The organism is Glycocaulis sp. (genome assembly GCF_052168375.1).
In the GTDB taxonomy this organism is placed as follows: Bacteria; Pseudomonadota; Alphaproteobacteria; order Caulobacterales; family Maricaulaceae; genus Glycocaulis.
Window position 1 is genome coordinate 1 of the sequence record NZ_JBQLZR010000143.1, and the last position, 1,121, is coordinate 1,121.

Here is a 1,121-nt window from a genome sequence, read left to right on the forward strand (position 1 = left end):
CGCCGCCATTGAACGTGCACCGGCAGGTGGCGGACGACGAAGCCGCCGAACTCTGGACGACACAACTGGCCTCGCATTGCTGATAGGCACCGCGGCCACCAGCCCGGAACAGCACCGTTGCGGGGCAATAGGGCGCACCGCTTGCGCTGCAGCTGGCAGAACTCAAATCATTGCCGGCGGGCTGGCACTGGATGTGGCGCAGGGCCGGAAAGCTCGTCCGGTAAACCACGGACTCTGTCTGGCTCTGGCTCTGGAACGTTGCTGCGCCTTGGGTCGAAACCGGCGGGCGCTGGGCTTCGGCTTGCGCAATGCCAAGTCCGAGGAAGGCCAACGTGACGAGGCAAAGGCTGAAAAGACGGGCCATGTACTGTCTCCCTTCTTGATGGCAGGCCGCAAATACGCAAGGCCTGCAGTCATCCACGATACGATCAAACGGCTGGACTTGTCCCTGTCTGATGGGTGCTGAGGCGAAGATCCCGCGCCATCACGCCCGATGCCAGCATCAGGCTGAGCGCGCTCGCGGCGAAGAACCAGAGGCCGGGCTGGCTGGCGGCGGTTGAAAGCGCCTCGTTCGACCAGATGACGATTGCCAGGGCCACGACTACGACATCGGTGAAGGACCACTTGCCCAACAGCTCGATCCACCGCATCGCAACCGGGTTGACGCGCGACACCGGCAGGCGGTGGATCGCTAAGAGGACGGAAACCTTCAGGAGCGGCGTGCCCAGCGAGAAAGTGGCGATGAGAAGCGCGAGGACCGGCTCGCGTGCGCCTATCAGGGCGGCGATCGTGTCCAGAATGGAATAGCTTGCCCGGAACACAACGAGGCTTTGCGCCTCGAACAGGGGCAGCATCACGCCGGGCGGAAACAGGATGATGCCAAGGATGATGAAGGCCCGCGCCAGCGCGCCGCCTGTGCCGTGGGGATCATCCCGGCTTTGCGTGTCTACCCTATCGTCTGAAACATCCCGCCCGCTCATGGTTAACAGCGTCGGGGCGGATTATGGCGGAATGGGGGCGGGGATCCCCTTCACCCTTCGAGACGCTTCGCTTCGCACGCGTTCGGAATGAGGGGTAAGGAGGCCAGCCCTCGTCCTTCGAGACGGCCTTCGGCCTCCTCA

At 63.8% G+C, this 1,121-nt stretch carries 2 protein-coding genes; both read right to left on the reverse strand.

What is annotated here, in order from left to right:
- On the reverse strand, window positions 1-364 hold a 364-nt coding region (locus ACTS2Z_RS05730; protein WP_442572262.1), incomplete at its 3' end, for a hypothetical protein.
- Between the two features lie 64 nt (window positions 365-428).
- Window positions 429-980 carry a paraquat-inducible protein A gene (locus ACTS2Z_RS05735; RefSeq protein WP_442572263.1) on the reverse strand — a complete coding sequence of 184 codons (552 nt, stop codon included), beginning with the start codon at window positions 978-980 and terminating at the stop codon, window positions 429-431.
- Window positions 981-1,121: the final 141 nt, after the last annotated feature.